Genomic DNA, 15,463 nt, shown 5'->3' with positions numbered 1-15,463 from the left:
ACCTCCCAAAAGAATGAACTCACTTCTTATTCATATGTCGGGAGGGCTTGTACACTTGTCTTTTTTTACAAAGGTAATACGAAAAACCAGCTATCAAGGCAAGCTTTAGTCAATCAGATCACCCTTGAATACTTGCTGTTGCTGTAGGAAATCACGCAGAGGTGCATAGTCCATGGAGGTCCAGAAAGTCGCATCCTCAATTAAGTGGGTCACGTCATCTCTGACCTGTTCCAGCACAGCAAAATCGGCAACCATATCGGCAAGACGGAACTCGGGTAGTCCGCTCTGTTTGGTACCAAAGAAATCACCCGGACCCCGGAGATCGAGGTCACGCCGGGATACCTCGAATCCATCCTCCGTTTCCGTCATGACCTTCATACGTTCCTGTCCAACCTCCGTCTTGGGATCAGCAATGAGTACACAATAAGAAGCATGCGCACCACGACCGACCCGACCACGAAGCTGATGCAGCTGGGAGAGACCGAAGCGGTCCGCGTCCATAATGACCATCAACGTGGCATTTGGCACATCGACCCCAACCTCGACAACGGTGGTGGAGACAAGCAACTGAATATCATTGCTATAGAAGTCCCGCATCATCTCTTCTTTCTCCGCAGCCGTCATCCGTCCATGCAGCAGACCTACACGATATTTCGGAAAGTTCTGCTGCATCTGCACATGCAGATCAATGGCATTCTGCACATCCAGCTTCTCCGACTCTTCAATGAGCGGACAGATCAGATAAGCCTGACGTCCCTGATCCACTTCTCTCGAGATAAAACCGAGCACCCGCTCCATCATATCGTGTTTGACCCAATACGTGGAGATTGGAATCCGTCCCTTCGGACGTTCCGAGATCGTGGATACTTCAATATCACCAAAAGCTGTAATGGCCAGTGTCCGCGGAATAGGCGTTGCCGTCATCGTTAACACATCCGGGTTATATCCTTTGCGTCGTAAAACGCTGCGCTGATTCACCCCGAAGCGATGCTGCTCGTCCGTCACCACAAGACCCAGATCACGGAAGAAAACATCTTCCTGAATCAGGGCGTGTGTACCCACCACAATATCAATCATGCCCATTTGCAATGAGGCGATCAGATCTTTACGTTTGCGTCCATTTACACTGCCCGTTAACAGCCCTACGGTTACCCCAAACGGTTCAAACAGCTTTTGCAGTGAGCGCATATGCTGCTCCGCCAGAATCTCCGTAGGCACCATCAGAGCCCCTTGGAATCCAGATCGAACAGTTGTGTATAGCGCAATTGCCGCAATAACCGTTTTACCTGATCCGACATCACCCTGTAATAACCGATTCATTGCATAGGGCGAACGCATATCATGCAGAATTTCAAGCTCCACCTTTTTCTGAGCATCTGTCAGTTCAAAAGGTAAACTGCGTACAAACTCACGAATCGTCGTATTGTCCGTGGTATGCACTACACCATCCATGCGATTCCGGTTGAGCGCGCGATACGCCTGCATTTTCAACTGGAACAAAAACAGCTCTTCATACACCATCCGCTGTCTGGCCTGTTGACCTTCCCGGTTGTCCTGTGGACGATGAATTCCCGAAATCGCTTGTTTACGAGGCATCAAGCTGTATTTCTTCATCAAGGACTGAGGCAGAATTTCAGGAATCATATCTCCGAATTGAATTAATCCCTGATTGATCGTTTTCCGCATCCATTGTTGTGTCAGTTTGCCGGTTACCGAATATACAGGTTGCAGTGTACCTGAACGCCCATCGCCTTTATCGGGGAACTCCGAGTCAGTCACGGTCATCTGCATGCGTTTTTGTTCCCATTTTCCCGTAATCACAATCTCCCGATTGGGGGTTAGTTGTTCTTTGAGGAAATGGCGATTGAACCAGGTGGCTGTAATCATCCACTCTTCCGTCATGATCTTACAGGTAAGACGGGACTTTTTACCGTATCGTTGTAATACAGGAATACCCATTACCTGTCCCTGGACCGTAATCTTGTCCCCATCCTTCACTTCACTAAGTGAACGCAGACGATAATCCTCGTAACGGAACGGATAATATTCAAGCAGGTCTTTAACAGTAGAGATGCCAAAGGCGTGAAGCTCTCCCTCTTTGAGAGCACTCACGCCGTTAATTTGCTTAACTGATATTTCTTCCAATTTCATGTCTAATCCCTCATTCCGGAACAGGCCACATAAAGATCGCAATGACACCAGGTCCAACATGACTGCCTATTACGGCTCCAATATTGGTATAGATCACTTCATTCAGTGTAAAATGACCCCGTAGCTGCTCTGCACAAGCGATCGCTGATCCCGGGTCAGCGGTATGACCTACCGCCAGGTTCACCCGTTTGCCTGCAAGATCCTTCTGAAACAGCTCAATAATGCGTGCCATTGCTTTTTTATGACCTCTGACTTTCTCAACTGCGTAGATAACGCCTTCTTCATCAATAGACAGGATCGGCTTAATGTTAAGCAACGTTCCCAAGATGGCTGAAGCTTTGCCAATCCGACCGCCCTTTTGCAGATACTCCAAAGTATCTACAAGAAAGAACAACTTGCGAGATTGTTGCATCCCTTCAATAGCCGCAGCGATTTCGACTGCTGACTTGCCCTGTTCGGCAAGTTCAGCAGCCTGTACTACCATCAGACCGTATCCATACGAAGCTGACTTCGAATCCAGCACGGTGATGTCACCCTCGCGCTCCAGCAAAGACTTGCCAAGCATGGCCGATTGATAGGTACCACTCATGCCGGATGACAGGTGGATCGATACAATCGGGCGTTCCGGGTTCTCATCAAGAAGTGATTGGTACACATTCATGAAATCGGTTGGAGATGGCTGTGAAGTTGTAGGCAACACAGATACCTTCTTCAACTTTTCGTAGAACTGTTCCGAAGTCAGATCAACGCCATCTGCATAGGTCTCTTCACCGAATAGAACACGTAGCGGAACAATATGAATCCCGTATTTGCGAATGAGTTCTTCGGGAATATCTGCCGTACTGTCTGTTACTATCGTAACCTTGTGGCTCATGACTCTCCTCCTCTTCGCTAGAGTGCTATTAATACATGTTCAAAAAGTCAACGATTCAGCACCGAGAAGGTTGCGAGAACCTGAAGGAGGAGGAGCGGAGTGTAGGCAAACCTACATGAGCACCGGACTCCGAAGGTGAACGCAAGATTCGATGTCGAGTTTGCTTCGTGAGCTACTTCGTGATCAATTGGTACTTTTTGAACAACCTTTATTAGGACTCTACGGAGAACAAATAATAATACACAGGCTGTCCTCCAAGATGTACCTCTACCTCAGCATCAGGATACTGTTCTTCAAGCCATGCAGCGAGGGCAGCAGTAACCTCAGGGTCAGCTTCGTCCCCTTCAAGGATCGTCACCACTTCATCTCCACTCTCCATCATCTGTTTGAGCAGACCTTCACATGCTTGAAGCATGGTTTCATCCGTCGCTACAATTTTGGAGTTATGAATACCGATATAGTGCCCCGCCTTAATATCTAATTCATCATATTGCGTATCACGAACCGCATGAGTCACTTGACCGGACTGTACCCGGCTGATGGCCTCCAACATTTGGTCACGGTTTGTTTCCGCAGACTCATCTTCCTGGAAAGCAAAAGCAGCAGCCATTCCCTGTGGAATGGTCTTGCTTGGAATAACCGTAATCCGGCGCTCATCTTCAAGCAATTCACGAGCCTGCTCCGCAGCCAGTACAATATTCGAGTTATTCGGGAGTATAAATACCTGCTCCGCAGCAATGGAACGAACGGCTTTTACAAAATCCTCAGTACTCGGATTCATCGTCTGTCCACCGGACAGAACAACATCAACGCCAAGACTTTGGAAAATCTCTGCAATACCGTCACCGGAGGATACCGCAATAAAACCATACGGTGCCATCTCATCTGCAGGAAGCACAGCCTCTTCCATACTGCGCGCAGCCTCAGGTGGAATCTCTGCAAACAATTCAGGTGATGGAGCAATATCCATGCCTGCTGTCAGGAGATCCCGATGCTGTTCACGCATATTGAGAATATGAATCTGTGTAATCTCACCATAATGCAGCGCCAGGTTTAATACATCGCCTGGTGTCTTGGAATGGACATGAACTTTGATGACTTCATCATCGGCAATGATGATGATCGAATCCCCATTAACTGACAACGCTTTCCGGAATGCTTCGTCATCAAATGCCACTCCTGCGTTCTCTCCAAGCTCACGATTAATGAAGAATTCCATATCATACAGGAATTCAATATCTTCCGTTTCCAGTCTCGCCTGAGCAGACAATGGCATCTCCGGTGCAATCACCTGCTGCTGTGCAGGCTTCTTGATATCCACTTCTGTCGGTGCAGCCGGTTTCAAAGCAGATGCTGCCACGGATGGGGTTACTTCTTTGTTCAGTGAAGTACGACTCCCTCCGTCACTTTGCAGCAATACTTCCATAAAGCCCTCGTAGATATATACAAGCCCCTGACCACCTGAATCCACAACACCAACCTGTTTCAGTACAGGCAGTAATTCCGGAGTCATTGCCAGTGCTTCTTTTGCTTTTAACAAAACTTCATTCATTAATTCAGTAATATCATTCGTCCGTCTTGCGTAGTAGTTGGCATGTTTCGCCGCTTCCTTGGCTACGGTAAGAATGGTCCCTTCAACGGGCTTTACGACTGCTTTGTAAGCTGCGTCAACACCGTTCTGCAGGGCTGCTGCAAATTGGAGCGTATTCAGTTCCTCATAGGGAGCAGCTGAACGACTAAAACCACGGAACAATTGCGACAGAATAACTCCTGAATTCCCCCGTGCGCCCATAAGCAGGCCTTTCGATAGAATACCGGCAGCTTCGCCGATGGAGGCAGAACTTTTTCTTTTAATCTCTGCGACTCCTGCACTCATTGTCAAATTCATGTTCGTTCCCGTGTCACCATCCGGCACAGGGAAAACATTCAGGGAATTGACGTGCTCTGCATGCTGTCCAAGTTGTTCCGCTCCGGCAAGTACCATTGCGGTGAAATCTGTTCCATTTAAAGAACGTATACTCAAGTGAGAATTCCCCTTCCTAGCTTGATACACGAACACCTTGCACCAAGATGTGTCTGGTCTGTTCATGCGCTAACGCGGACTGCGTTATTCTTCGTCCATACCTTGTCCGGCACAGGCATACAATACAACATGTCAGCCGGATTAACGGTCTGGGCGGCCGGGCTACCAATATCCTGCACTCTCTGCACCCCTAACTTCGGGGCATACGGATATGCACCGGTATCAAGAGCCGGCATGAATGCCGCATGGAGACTGGTGCCAATGATGGAATGCCGCAGCTCACAGCGTTGCCAAAAAGCAGACCACCGACCTCTAAGTACGGTTTATTCTCCGACTTCCTCGCGGCAACAGCCTGTTCACCACTGTATTATGGACTACTCAACATTGTACTATATTAGACAGGAGAAATAAATAAAGTTTTTGGATCAGTTGACGAAGCTTTTTTAATTATGATATTATATTCAAGTATTGTTTTATGCAGGTTAAGTAATGGAAATGATCCGGTTCATGCCGGCTTAAACAACGCCATTAGCTACTGAAACCTGATCTTTATGATCAGGAAGAACAATTTAGTCCTTATGGAATGACTTTTCGTTTCTGAAGGCAACTGGTTATTTTAGGATAGGAGGTGTAATCTATGTCTCGCAAATGTTATGTGACAGGTAAGAAACCGGGCACCGGTAACCACGTATCCCACGCTAACAACCGTAACCGTCGTACTTGGGGCGTAAACGTTCAGAAGGTCCGCATTCTCGTTGACGGCAAACCAAAACGTGTATACGTAAGCACCCGTGCACTGAAAGCCGGTAAAGTGACTCGCGTATAATCACGCAAAGCTACTATAAATCGGGTAAGCAAAAAGCACCTTGTTCCTTGCAGGTGCTTTTTTGGTATTCAAAAAAGGGATTCTTGAATACGCTCATTAACATGTGAATGGCCGCCGCATGGCGCTTCGCAGGTACGAATTCCAGATAAGCCTGAGCCAAAGCGGCGGTATTCCCTGTTACCTTATCAATCGGATCAGTGCTTTTGAAACGTATTAAGAATCGCCTTTACAAACCCTCCCAAAAACTTCGGCAGTTTGAATGTGTAAAATTTCATAATTCACCCTCCCCATCATGCTCATGCGTCCGCCGTATCCTATGCTTCAGGCCTTCTTTACCTCAAACACGACAAAAAAGGCTACATGAGAAACCTGCTCATGTAACCATATTTATGCGGAACCTTCGATCCCTATTCCACAATGACAAGCCCGAAGATCAGGTCATTTACGTTTGGGCAGGAATATATTGATAGGCAGCGATCATGAAAACACTCAGTAAATAATACAGTATGCCGAAAATGACAAAAGTAACCCGATGTCCCGTACGATCAAATTTGCGGAAATACATAATAACAACGCCTACCCCGATTAATGACGTAATAGCATTAAACGGGGATTGAATAACCGCAAACAAAGCAAGCACAAGTCCCGTCACGAGACTCGCAGCCATCGTCCACAGTGTCTCCTTGAGGGTCATAGATCAGCCTCCGTAGCTACGGCGAATTTCAGTAATCGCGGCAGCACGATCCTCACGTCCAAATACGGCACTTCCGGCAACGAGCACATCTGCTCCGGCTTCCACCACAAGCGGGGCTGTATCGGCAGCAATTCCGCCATCTACTTCGATATGTACATCATGGCGTCCCTTTTCGTTCAACCAGGTACGAATCTGCTTGATTTTGTTCATCGTACCCGAGATAAATGCCTGTCCGCCAAAGCCAGGATTGACCGTCATGACAAGAACCATGTCCACATCATCCAGAACTTCGAGAATGGCAGACGCTGGCGTTCCCGGATTAAGGGCAACTCCTGCCTTCACTCCTTGCTCCTTAATTAAATGAATAACGCGGTGCAAATGCACACAAGCCTCAGCATGAACGGTAATTACCGCTGCACCCGCTTTGGCAAATTCCTCAACATAACGCTCCGGATTCTCAATCATCAAATGCACATCGAGCGGCAAGCTTGTATGTGGAGCGATTGCCTTCACAATCGCAGGTCCAAGCGTAATATTAGGGACGAAATGACCGTCCATAACGTCAACATGAATCCAGTCTCCTCCTGCAGCTTGAGCTTCTGCAACTTCCGCACCAAGGCGGGCAAAATCAGCTGATAATATCGATGGGGCAATTTTAATCATGTTAATACCTCCGCTTCTTATCTTTCATTTCGTTCAGGAACAGCACATAGTGCTGATATCGGCTTTCGGAGATCAGACCTTCCTCCTTGGCCGCAAGCACACGACAGCCTGGTTCATGTGTATGGGTACAACCTCGGAATTTGCACTGATCTGCAAACTGGGCGAATTCGCGGAAACAAGTGGAGAGTTCCTCCACACCGATCTCCAGAAAGTCCAGTTGGCTGAATCCTGGCGTATCTGCAACAAACCCACCATTATCCAACGGAATAAGCTCCACGTGCCTGGTGGTGTGTTTCCCTCGTCCTAGACGCATGCTGATCGCATTTGTCTCCAGCGTCAGGCCCGGCATCAATGCATTTAACATCGAAGACTTGCCTACACCGGATTGTCCGGAGAATACGCTGATCTTACCAGCCAGTCGGTCTCTGAGCAATTCACTGCCTTCACCGGTACGTGAACTTGTGGAGATCACTTCATAACCAACCTGCTCATACAATGCTTTCACTTCAGCAACAGTGTCTTTGGCTGGATCAGCCAAATCCAGTTTGGTCAACACAATGAGTGCATCCAGCCCCGCCTGCTCGATATGAACAAGGAACTTGTCCAACAGGTTCAGGTTCATATCCGGTTCCTTCACAGAAAACACGAGAACAGCCAGACTTACATTGGCTACAGGAGGACGGATAAGTTCCGTCTCACGCTTCCGGATTTCATCTACCGTTCCTTCTCCGTTCTCTGTCAACATGTAGCTGACGCGGTCACCTACAAGCGGTGACGTTCCCCGCTTTCTGAAGATACCTCTGGCTCGACATTGAACGGCGGAACCTTCAACCGAAGGAACCCCGTTGTCTTCCACTGGCATGACATAATAGTAACCGCTTAGCGCTTTAACGATGATACCTTCTGGCATAGCTCCGACGCCCTCCTTTAGATGGTGGTACATTTACTCCAGACGCCAGCATAAGCCGCCCTTATGGACGGCTTGATGCGTTAATGACTTCCTTTTTCTTCTCTTTTTCCTTGCCGTGCCCCTTACCATTATTCATGGCAGAAGTGTCCTCATCTACGCTGTCACCCTCACCGTCTGCCGGTGTGGACTCAGGTTCACCTTCCTGATTGGGATCAACACTTCCCTCATCTACGCTACCTTCACCTGGATCAGGCTCATTTTCTGGCGGCGTCTCAGTGCTTTGTTCCGGGTCAATGGAAGGTACGTTTACTGTTCCATTTTTGGCTTCACTGTAGGAGACAAGATACGTATCCAGGAACTGTCCATCACGATATACGGACACAGCCCCATTTTCATTTGGAGCGAGCACAAGTGGAATGGTCAAGGTCTGGGTTGAGTTCACGGTGCGTGTTCCCCATTCCTGATTCTTGCCACGTGCGTCTTCATATGTGATACGGATTTTACTGTTTTTGCCCTCTTCTTTGGGTGAGACATTGATATTAAAAGGATATTCCAGCGCTTCTGGCGGATACCCTGTACTGATAAAGATTGTAATCTTATCGCCAGGACTAACCTCTGCGCCAGCTTCCACAGGCCATTGCTGCGTCACTTTGCCCTGGTCCACCGTATAACTTGATTCTTCCTGCACCTGAGCAAGTACAAGTCCAACTGATTTAAGTTTTTCTTCGGCTTCACTGCGGGTATGATTTTTCAGATCAGGCATTTTGACCGTTTCAGTGCCTTTACTTACGGTTAACTCAATCTGAACTGTCACAGGATCGAATTCCTCATTGACACCCGGTGTCTGGGAAATAACAGAACCTGAAGCCACATCATTGGAGAACTCGTCTTTCCGCTGAATCTGATCTTCCTTAATGCCAAGCGCAGTCAACTTCTTGACAGCCTCATCATAAGTTACTTGTTTGACATCAATCATCTTTAAAAGTTCTTTTTCTGCACCAACACTGATCTGGACCTCGGAACCTTCTTTGACAACATCGCCTTCTTTTCTGCTCTGTTCATAGACGATACCGGGTTCGACACCTTCCTGATACAGACGGATGACCTCATCACTGACGACGAGTCCTTTCTCCTCAAGCATTTCCCGAGCTTTTTCTTCCGTCTGGGTGATCACGTTAGGCACGGTTACTTCAGGTACAACCAGCATACCCTTGACATACCATACAACGCCCACCATGGCGATTAGAATAAGAACGGTTAATGAGATGAGTAGAGCTGGCTTCTTCCAACTCTTCGATTTTGCCTTACCCTTGCCAGTTTCTTCGTTAGACTCCATCACTGGCACCGCACCCGTCGATGTAACTCCGCGCGGTTCAGGCTTGATGGCTGGCATAACGCGAGTCTGATCTATATCATCCTCATCCGGAAAATCAATCTTCGTTTCATTTCGTCTCTCCGGCATCAGGCAAGTTTCCAGATCGGTCTGCATTTCTTTGGCCGACTGATAACGTTCCTGCGGATTTTTACGCATGGATTTTAAGATGACATTTTCCACACTTTGCGGAATCAATGGATTGAATTTGCGTGGTTCATCGAACTCTTCCTGCAAATGCTTCAATGCCACACTGATTGGACTTTCACCCAGAAACGGAAGTTGCCCGGTAAGCATTTGGTAAAGTACGATCCCAAGAGAATATAAGTCCGATTTTTCACCAGTAACGATGCCTTTGGCATGCTCCGGTGAGAAGTAATGTACAGAACCAACTACGGAACCCGTCTGCGTAATCGTTGTAGACGTAACGGCACGGGCAATCCCGAAATCCGTGACTTTCACGCGGCCATTCCGGCCAATTAATATATTGTGGGGTTTGATATCCCGATGAATGATTTGATTATGATGTGCATGATCAAGAGCATCTGCAATCTGGGAAGCGATTCGCACCGATTCGTCCACCTGCAGAGGGGCACGTTCTTTGATAATTTCATTCAGGTTTTTGCCTTCCACATACTCCATGACAATATAATGAACGTCATCTTCCTGCCCCACGTCATAAATGCTAACTACATTCGGATGAGACAGCGATGCTGCCGACTGTGCTTCCCTGCGGAAACGGCGAATAAACTCTTCGTCATGCACAAACTGTTGTCTAAGGACTTTGATCGCTACATTCCGGTTCAACAGAAGATCCTGGGCTTTGTACACAAGAGCCATGCCGCCACCGCCGACACGCTCAATCACTTCATAGCGTCCGCCTAGCTGGTGCCCAATCATGACTCACACCCCGTTTCCGTATCCACGGAACCTTCCCTCTGCAACTCGAACAAAGCAAGCGTGATGTTGTCGTCTCCCCCAGCAAGTAAAGCCAACTGAAGCAGTCGGTCTGCACGATCTTCCAATGCCAGTTCCAGATTGCCGGCAACCTGAATAATCTGCTCATTGCTGACCAGGTTACTGAGACCATCACTGCACAGGAGAAGAACTTCGCCTTCCTCCAGCTTGACGGTATCCAGATCTACCTTCACCTCGGCATCTGTTCCAAGCGCACGAGTTAGTACGTTGCGACGTGGATGATGGGACACATCCTCTTTGCTAATCTGACCATTTTTGAACAATTCATTCACCAGTGTATGGTCCTCGGTTAGCTGGATCACAGCTTTGTTCGCAATTTTGTAGGCTCTGCTATCACCGATGTGTCCAATAACACCTTCCGTATCGTTCAATAAAGCCGCAACCACCGTTGTTCCCATGTTGTGATACTTGTCATCTGTTGATGCCGTGCGGAAGATAACTTCGTTGGCATGCAAAATAGCATCGCTGAGAGCCGCAGACAGAGACGCATGTGACAGACCTGGTTCCAGTGTTCCCAGATCTTTCACCAACGTCTCTACTGCCAAGCGGCTTGCCGTATCCCCTGCAAGATGTCCACCCATGCCATCGGCAACAATACCCAGAATATATCCTGTATCGAGATTACGAATCCAGGCTGAATCTTCATTCACCGAACGCACTCGTCCGATATGGCTCACATGAACTGTTTTGATCAAAACGTTCTCACCTCAACTCCATATGCTTTGCACGAAGCTGACCGCAAGCGGCAGCAATATCATGTCCCTGTTCACGACGAATGGTTACATTAACACCCTGTTCCGAGAGAATCTTCTGAAAATTGAAAATGTCGCTTCTCGATGTTCTTACGTATTTGCGTTCAGGTACATGGTTAACCGGAATCAGATTCACGTGGCACAACATGTTCTTAAGCACACTTGCCAGTTCTGCTGCATGCTCTGGCTGGTCGTTTACCCCACCAATAAGTGCATACTCGAACGTAATTCTCCGACCTGTTTTGGCCAGATAATAACGAAGGGACTCCATCACGTCTTCAAAAGGAAAACGACGGTTAACCGGCATCAATTTCGAACGCAGTGCATCATTTGGTGCATGGATCGAAATGGCGAGGTTAATCTGTGTATCTTCATCTGCAAACTTGTAGATGTTCGGAACGATTCCGCTCGTGGATACCGTGATGTGACGCTGACCGATGTTCAGCCCTTTTTCATGAATCATAATGCGTAGGAAAGTCATCGTAGCTTCATAGTTTTCGAAAGGTTCACCCGAACCCATGATCACAATGCTGCTGACACGCTCGTTGCGTTCATCCAGAATTTTCTGAGCCTGCACAACCTGTGCAACAATCTCCCCAGCCGTAAGGTTACGCTTGAGTCCACCCAATGTGGATGCACAGAACGTACAACCAATACGACAACCAACCTGTGTGGTTACACAGATGCTGTTCCCGTAGTTATGCTTCATAATTACTGTCTCAATGGCATGATCATCATGAAGACCAAAGAGGAATTTAACCGTTCCATCCTTGGATTCAAACTTGGTAATTTCCTTAAGCGTTACGAATTCAAATTGCTCTGTCAGTTTTTCACGCAATGGCTTGGACAGATTGGTCATTTCACTGAAATCATTCACGCGTTTTACATAAATCCAGTCAAAGATTTGGCCACCGCGAAACGCCGGCTCCCCATTCTCAACAGCCCATTGCTGCAGTTGTTCCAGAGAATAATCATATATAAAAGGTTTCATTTTGTTGTCAACACCTATTCCTTCTTTTCTTTTCGTTGGCTTCCTTCTTTTCGTTCCATTCGTCCTATTCTATCACAAAGACCACGTTACATCCATGTATACCCTTGATATCTGTACTTCATGCATTATAACATCTCAATGCCGCCATCGCACCCTGTCACCACATTCTCTGACAATTATATCGAAGTCCCATCACAAAGAAATCCGCCGAAGTTCCCCTCGGCGGTCATACTTCCGTGCTCTATTAAACTGTTATTCCACTGTTTTTGTCAACCGTGCGATGAAAAATCCGTCACTGTGAGCGTATTGTGGCAAAATCTGAATACCACCGTTCACAACCTTCAAGTTCGCTGTCTCCGATTCAGACCAGACGGATGCTTCTGCTGGGCTGTATTCCGGATGTCGATTCAAGAAGTCTGCAACCATATCCTCATTCTCAGCAGGCTCAATCGTACACGTGCTATACACCAGAATACCACCTGGTTTTAACAACGGCGCAACATGATCAAGCAATTCACGCTGCAAGCCTGCGATATCTTCGATATCTTTTACGGTTTTGGTCCATTTCACATCAGGCTTGCGGCGAATAACACCCAGACCTGAACATGGTGCATCCAGCAAAATGCGGTCAAACGACGCTTCCGGATACCGTTCATTCAGGTCTAGCGCATCTCCAGTTACAGCATCGATACAAGTCAGACCGAGACGCTCCGCCTGATCCAGGATCAGCTGGCGCTTGTGAGCATGTACATCATTCGCGACAATACGACCGCGATCCTGCATTTTCTCAGCCATGTGAGCTGTTTTACCACCTGGAGCTGCGCAACAATCCAATACAAGTTGGTCTACTTCTGGCGCAACTGCTTCAGCGACAAGCATGGAACTTTCGTCCTGTACAGAGAACAACCCGTCCCGATACCAGGACGTTAGAGCCATGTTTCCGCCACTACGTACAAGAATTCCATCGGAACTCAGCTGAGAAGCTTCAACGACTGCACCTGTACTGGTCATCTCATGCATCAGTTTCTCCCGTGTGGTCATTGTTGTGTTGACACGGACACTCACCGCTGGCGGCTCATTATTCGCACGACAGATCGCTTCCGCTGTCTCTTCGCCGTACTGGGCAATCCAGCGTTCAACCATCCATAACGGGTGGGAATGCTCCAGTGAAATACGTTCGGCAACGGGCAGATGTTCTGGAATACGAAGTTCATCCCGATTGCGGATCATATTGCGGAGCACTCCATTCACCATACCCGAGATTCCCTGATGGCCCAGTTTCTTCGCCAGATTAACCGCTTCGCTCACCACGGCATGCTCAGGAATACGATCCAGGTATATCATCTGATATACGCTAATTCGCAGCAGGCTGCGAACCCATGGTTGCAGTTTGGATACTCCTTTGGCGACGTAACGCTCCAGAAAATAATCAAGTGTATTCAATCTGGCGATTGTTCCATACACCAATTCGGTAGCTAGTCCAGCATCTGCGGGGCTTAGATCCGCCTCTTTCAGACGGCGGTTCAACTCCAGATTACTGTATGCTCCATCTTGCTCAACAGCACTCAGAACCTTGACTGCCAATGTACGAGCAGATGTTTTGGGTTGCTGGGAGCGCGATGCACCACCCGATTTACCCGAATTCGGACGACGGTTTCCTTCACGTCCGGATGAATTTCCATTAGCTTGCTGGCCTTTTCCTGACGAACGACCTGGTATATTACCGCTCATCGTAGCACCGTTCCAGGTTTCAGTGTACCACCGCGAGCAAAGTCAGCGGCCTGCATCACCTTTTTACCTGCTGGCTGCACTTCAGTCAACCAGAGAGATCCATTGCCTGTGCGGACTTCAATCCCTGCCTTATTCAATTGCAGCACCGTTCCCGGCTCTGCTTGTCCAGCATCTGAAGAAGTTTCTAGGTCCACCTGATCGGGATTAGCCGCAGCCCAAACTTTGAAGACCTGATCATCCCACATCGTAAATGCACCGGAGAACGGCACAAGACCACGAATCTGATTGAACAGTTCACGTGAAGTACGACTCCAGTCCATTTTCTCGTCATCCCGAGTCAGATTGCGAGCATACGAAGCCTCAGCATCATCCTGAGGGACCGCCGTTGTCTCGCCTGCAATCAATCGTGGCATTTCTGCCTGAAGCAGTTTGGAACCAGCCTCACTTAATTTATCAAACATCGATCCTGATGTATCTTCATCCGTAATTGGCAGTTCCACACGCGAGATCATATCTCCGGTGTCCAAGCCTTCAGCCATATACATCAATGTGACTCCTGTCACGGATTCCCCGTTAATAATGGAACGTTGAATCGGTGCTCCTCCCCGATATTTCGGTAAAAGAGAGCCATGCACGTTCACACAACCACGAACAGGCATATCCAGCGCGGCTTTGGGCAGAATCTGTCCAAAGGCCGCGGTTACGATCAGATCCGGCTTCCATTCAGCCAAGCGGGCTACCGCTTCCGGATCACGCAATTTAACAGGTTGAAACACCGGCAGACCGTGGCGTTCTGCCGCGGCCTTAACCGGTGTTGGCGTAAGTATTTTTTTGCGTCCCTGTGGTTTATCAGGTTGAGTCACCACACCCACCACATTGTACCCCTCTGCCATCAGCATATCGAGAGAAGGCACTGCAAATTCAGGTGTTCCCATAAAAACAATATTCAAATCGATCACTCCTTAATTACGACGCGGTCCCGTTTGATCGGCTGCAATTTCGTACACTTTCTCGGCGACATCCGTAAAGAGTACACCATCCAGATGATCAATCTCATGCTGGAATGCACGGGACAGCAAGCCACTACCCGTAATAATCAGCTCTTTACCTTCACGATCCAGACCTTTAACTGTAACGGTCTCGAAACGGCGAACATCACCATTAATTCCAGGGATACTCAGACAACCTTCAGGTCCAAATTGTTCTCCCTCACTTGCAATGATCTCCGGGTTAATCATCTTGATCAGCCCTTGCTCATCACCTGCGTCGATAACAATCAGACGTTTCAAAATACCAACCTGTGGCGCAGCAAGACCCACACCTTCCGCATCGTACATGGTATCAGCCATATCATCCAGCAATTTTTGTACATTTGGTGTAATTTTGGTTACTTCTTTGGCTCTCTTGTGGAGCACCTCATCTGGTTCTTGCACGATAATGCGAATCGACATGTTGTAAGCACCTTCCTAATCCTCATCATAATTTCAGGACGATATCT

14 protein-coding genes are annotated in these 15,463 nt (G+C 48.0%); 1 reads left to right on the top strand and 13 read right to left on the bottom strand.

Annotated features, from left to right (window positions below; all coding sequences use genetic code 11):
• Positions 1-105: 105 nt before the first annotated feature.
• From recG to MHI01_RS29080, 3 genes are all read right to left on the bottom strand, one after another.
• Positions 106-2,151 carry an ATP-dependent DNA helicase RecG gene (gene recG / locus MHI01_RS29090; protein ID WP_340984681.1) on the bottom strand — a complete coding sequence of 682 codons (2,046 nt, stop codon included), beginning with the start codon at positions 2,149-2,151 and terminating at the stop codon, positions 106-108.
• A 10-nt stretch (positions 2,152-2,161) separates the two neighbouring features.
• The gene (locus MHI01_RS29085) at positions 2,162-3,025 is read right to left on the bottom strand and encodes a DegV family protein (protein ID WP_076250889.1); all 864 of its coding nucleotides are present in this window, start codon (positions 3,023-3,025) and stop codon (positions 2,162-2,164) included.
• Positions 3,026-3,236: 211 nt separating this feature from the next.
• Positions 3,237-5,048 (bottom strand): DAK2 domain-containing protein, encoded by a 1,812-nt coding sequence (locus MHI01_RS29080; RefSeq protein WP_127545462.1) that lies wholly within the window; start codon positions 5,046-5,048, stop codon positions 3,237-3,239.
• A 637-nt stretch (positions 5,049-5,685) separates the two neighbouring features.
• Here MHI01_RS29080 and rpmB point away from each other — a divergent pair.
• Positions 5,686-5,874, top strand: a complete 189-nt coding sequence (gene rpmB / locus MHI01_RS29075; RefSeq protein WP_017687459.1) for a 50S ribosomal protein L28 — start codon at positions 5,686-5,688, stop codon at positions 5,872-5,874.
• A gap of 194 nt (positions 5,875-6,068) precedes the next feature.
• On the opposite strand, the gene spoVM is transcribed toward rpmB, so the two are convergent.
• The 10 genes from spoVM to def form a co-directional block, all read right to left on the bottom strand.
• Positions 6,069-6,149, bottom strand: coding sequence for a stage V sporulation protein SpoVM (spoVM, locus tag MHI01_RS29070; protein WP_017687458.1), 81 nt, complete (start codon positions 6,147-6,149; stop codon positions 6,069-6,071).
• 167 nt (positions 6,150-6,316) lie between these two features.
• Positions 6,317-6,568, bottom strand: coding sequence for a hypothetical protein (locus MHI01_RS29065; protein ID WP_047843680.1), 252 nt, complete (start codon positions 6,566-6,568; stop codon positions 6,317-6,319).
• A 3-nt stretch (positions 6,569-6,571) separates the two neighbouring features.
• Positions 6,572-7,231 (bottom strand): ribulose-phosphate 3-epimerase, encoded by a 660-nt coding sequence (gene rpe / locus MHI01_RS29060; RefSeq protein WP_017687456.1) that lies wholly within the window; start codon positions 7,229-7,231, stop codon positions 6,572-6,574.
• A 1-nt stretch (position 7,232) separates the two neighbouring features.
• Positions 7,233-8,141 carry a ribosome small subunit-dependent GTPase A gene (gene rsgA / locus MHI01_RS29055; protein ID WP_076328024.1) on the bottom strand — a complete coding sequence of 303 codons (909 nt, stop codon included), beginning with the start codon at positions 8,139-8,141 and terminating at the stop codon, positions 7,233-7,235.
• A gap of 61 nt (positions 8,142-8,202) precedes the next feature.
• The gene (gene pknB, locus MHI01_RS29050; RefSeq protein WP_282320820.1) at positions 8,203-10,413 is read right to left on the bottom strand and encodes a Stk1 family PASTA domain-containing Ser/Thr kinase; all 2,211 of its coding nucleotides are present in this window, start codon (positions 10,411-10,413) and stop codon (positions 8,203-8,205) included.
• Positions 10,410-11,186 carry a Stp1/IreP family PP2C-type Ser/Thr phosphatase gene (locus MHI01_RS29045; RefSeq protein WP_017687453.1) on the bottom strand — a complete coding sequence of 259 codons (777 nt, stop codon included), beginning with the start codon at positions 11,184-11,186 and terminating at the stop codon, positions 10,410-10,412. Before MHI01_RS29045 ends, pknB begins: the two co-directional genes overlap by 4 nt.
• A 7-nt stretch (positions 11,187-11,193) precedes the next feature.
• Positions 11,194-12,234, bottom strand: coding sequence for a 23S rRNA (adenine(2503)-C(2))-methyltransferase RlmN (gene rlmN / locus MHI01_RS29040; RefSeq protein ID WP_017687452.1), 1,041 nt, complete (start codon positions 12,232-12,234; stop codon positions 11,194-11,196).
• Positions 12,235-12,486: 252 nt separating this feature from the next.
• Positions 12,487-13,965 carry a 16S rRNA (cytosine(967)-C(5))-methyltransferase RsmB gene (gene rsmB, locus MHI01_RS29035; protein ID WP_340984680.1) on the bottom strand — a complete coding sequence of 493 codons (1,479 nt, stop codon included), beginning with the start codon at positions 13,963-13,965 and terminating at the stop codon, positions 12,487-12,489.
• Positions 13,962-14,915 carry a methionyl-tRNA formyltransferase gene (fmt, locus tag MHI01_RS29030; RefSeq protein WP_340984679.1) on the bottom strand — a complete coding sequence of 318 codons (954 nt, stop codon included), beginning with the start codon at positions 14,913-14,915 and terminating at the stop codon, positions 13,962-13,964. The genes rsmB and fmt overlap by 4 nt, the downstream gene beginning before the upstream one ends.
• A gap of 12 nt (positions 14,916-14,927) precedes the next feature.
• Complete coding sequence (gene def, locus MHI01_RS29025; protein WP_017687449.1) at positions 14,928-15,416, bottom strand: peptide deformylase; 489 nt, start codon at positions 15,414-15,416, stop codon at positions 14,928-14,930.
• Positions 15,417-15,463 lie beyond the last annotated feature (47 nt).

Source organism: Paenibacillus sp. FSL M7-0656 (genome assembly GCF_038003225.1).
Classification (GTDB): Bacteria; Bacillota; Bacilli; order Paenibacillales; family Paenibacillaceae; genus Paenibacillus; species Paenibacillus amylolyticus.
Note: the sequence above shows the minus strand (reverse complement) of the source record. Positions and strands in the feature narration are given on the sequence as shown.

Excerpts from the sequence above, each read along its gene's own strand:
- recG (WP_340984681.1), bottom strand. The coding sequence starts at position 2,151 with ATGAAATTGGAAGAAATATCAGTTAAGCAAATTAACGGCGTGAGTGCT.
- MHI01_RS29085 (WP_076250889.1), bottom strand. The coding sequence starts at position 3,025 with ATGAGCCACAAGGTTACGATAGTAACAGACAGTACGGCAGATATTCCC.
- rpmB (WP_017687459.1), top strand. The coding sequence starts at position 5,686 with ATGTCTCGCAAATGTTATGTGACAGGTAAGAAACCGGGCACCGGTAAC.
- spoVM (WP_017687458.1), bottom strand. The coding sequence starts at position 6,149 with ATGAAATTTTACACATTCAAACTGCCGAAGTTTTTGGGAGGGTTTGTA.
- MHI01_RS29065 (WP_047843680.1), bottom strand. The coding sequence starts at position 6,568 with ATGACCCTCAAGGAGACACTGTGGACGATGGCTGCGAGTCTCGTGACG.
- rpe (WP_017687456.1), bottom strand. The coding sequence starts at position 7,231 with ATGATTAAAATTGCCCCATCGATATTATCAGCTGATTTTGCCCGCCTT.
- rsgA (WP_076328024.1), bottom strand. The coding sequence starts at position 8,141 with ATGCCAGAAGGTATCATCGTTAAAGCGCTAAGCGGTTACTATTATGTC.
- pknB (WP_282320820.1), bottom strand. The coding sequence starts at position 10,413 with ATGATTGGGCACCAGCTAGGCGGACGCTATGAAGTGATTGAGCGTGTC.
- rlmN (WP_017687452.1), bottom strand. The coding sequence starts at position 12,234 with ATGAAACCTTTTATATATGATTATTCTCTGGAACAACTGCAGCAATGG.
- rsmB (WP_340984680.1), bottom strand. The coding sequence starts at position 13,965 with ATGAGCGGTAATATACCAGGTCGTTCGTCAGGAAAAGGCCAGCAAGCT.
- def (WP_017687449.1), bottom strand. The coding sequence starts at position 15,416 with ATGTCGATTCGCATTATCGTGCAAGAACCAGATGAGGTGCTCCACAAG.